The sequence below is a fragment of the Streptomyces sp. SID14436 genome (assembly GCF_010548465.1).
In the GTDB taxonomy this organism is placed as follows: Bacteria; Actinomycetota; Actinomycetes; order Streptomycetales; family Streptomycetaceae; genus Streptomyces.
In genome coordinates this window covers 1-1,476 of record NZ_JAAGMD010000777.1, presented here as the reverse complement: position 1 = coordinate 1,476, position 1,476 = coordinate 1, and the positions used below count along the sequence as shown (strand labels likewise).

General features: G+C 79.1%; 1 protein-coding gene. It reads left to right on the top strand.

All coding sequences use genetic code 11. From position 1 onward, the window contains the following. Positions 1-1,476 (top strand): TIM-barrel domain-containing protein (locus G3I53_RS28145; protein ID WP_275406527.1); only part of this gene is annotated, 1,476 nt, incomplete at both ends.

Below are 1,476 nucleotides of genomic sequence, written 5' to 3'. Positions count from 1 at the left end.
GCGGTCCGGGAGGGGGTGCCCGGGCCGGGCGGCGGTATCGTCCGGTTCGCCCGCTCCGAGCTGCGCGTGCTGGTCGCGGGGAGCGGGGCGGTCTTCCTGGGCTGGGACGGGGCGGGCCCCGAACCGTCGTACGCGCTGGCCGGACCCTGTCCCGAGCCGGATCCGCGGGCGGTGCTCGAACCGGACACGGACGGCGGCTGGCGGGTCGTGGCCGAGCGGGTGACGGTCGCCGTGTCCCGGCAGGGCGCCGTGGACGTGCTCACGCCCGGAGGGGTGCTGCTGCGCCGGGAACTGCCGCCCCGGTGGTGGGAACCGGCCGGCGGTGGCCCGGCCCGCTGGATGCAGCGCTCGGAGGTGGCGGCCGACGCCCGGTTCTTCGGGCTCGGCGGGCGGGCGCCGGGGCCCCGGCTGCGCTCCGGCCGGTACCGGCTGTGGAACACCGGCCCGCGCCCCGGCGGGACCGGGGACGGTCCGCCGCCCTGCACGATGCCGGTCCAGGTGGTGGTGGCCGACGCGGGCACCCATCTGGTCTTCCACGACAACCCGTGGGACGGCACGGTGACGCTGCTGGAGGGCGAGGAGGGCCGTGGCTCGGGGCACGACCGGCCCGGGACGAGCGAGCTGCGCATGGCGGGGGGTCCGCTGCGCTGCTGGGTGATGGCGGGCACGCCCGCGCGCGTGCTGCTGGCCTGGGCCTCCCTGAGCGGTGCGCCCGCGGTCCCGCCCGGGTGGGCGTTCGGCCACCATCACGCGGGGGCCGGGGCGGGCGGTGCGGATGAGGTCCGCCGGATCGTCGCCGGGCACCGGGAGCACGGCCTGCCGCTCGACGCCGTGCACCTGGACCCGGGCCGGCCCGGCGCGCGTGAGGTGTTCACCGTCGGCGGGGACGGGGTCCCCGCGCTGCCGGAGCTGGCGGACGAGCTGCGGCAGGACGGCGTCCGGCTGGTGTCGGCGGTCCGCCCCGCGGTCGGTGCCGGGCCGGGCGGCTCGGTCCACGACCGCGGTGCGTCCGGGGACGTCTTCGTGCGGGACGCGGCGGGGGCCGTGGTGCGGGGCGTGGGCGCGGCCGGGGAGACCGTCTTCCCGGATCTCACCGACGCGCGCGTGCGGGCCTGGTGGGGCGGTCTGTACGCGGAGCCGCTCGCGCTGGGATGCGCGGGCTTCTGGCACGAGGAGGACGAGCCGACGTCGTTCACCGCGTTCGGTGAGCGGACCCTGCCCCGGTCGGCGCGGCACGCCCTGGACGGCGCCGGAGGTGATCACCGCGAGGCGCACAACGTGTACGCGCTGTGCATGGCCCGGGCGGCGTACGAGGGGCTGCGGCGGCTGGCGCCCGACGAGCGGCCGTGCGTGGTGTCGCGCTCCGGGTGGGCCGGCCAGCAGCGGTACGGGGGCATCCGGTCGGGGCCGGTGGCGGCGGACTGGCCGGGGCTGCGGGCGTCGCTGGCGGTGGTCCTGGGCCTCGGCCTGTGCGGG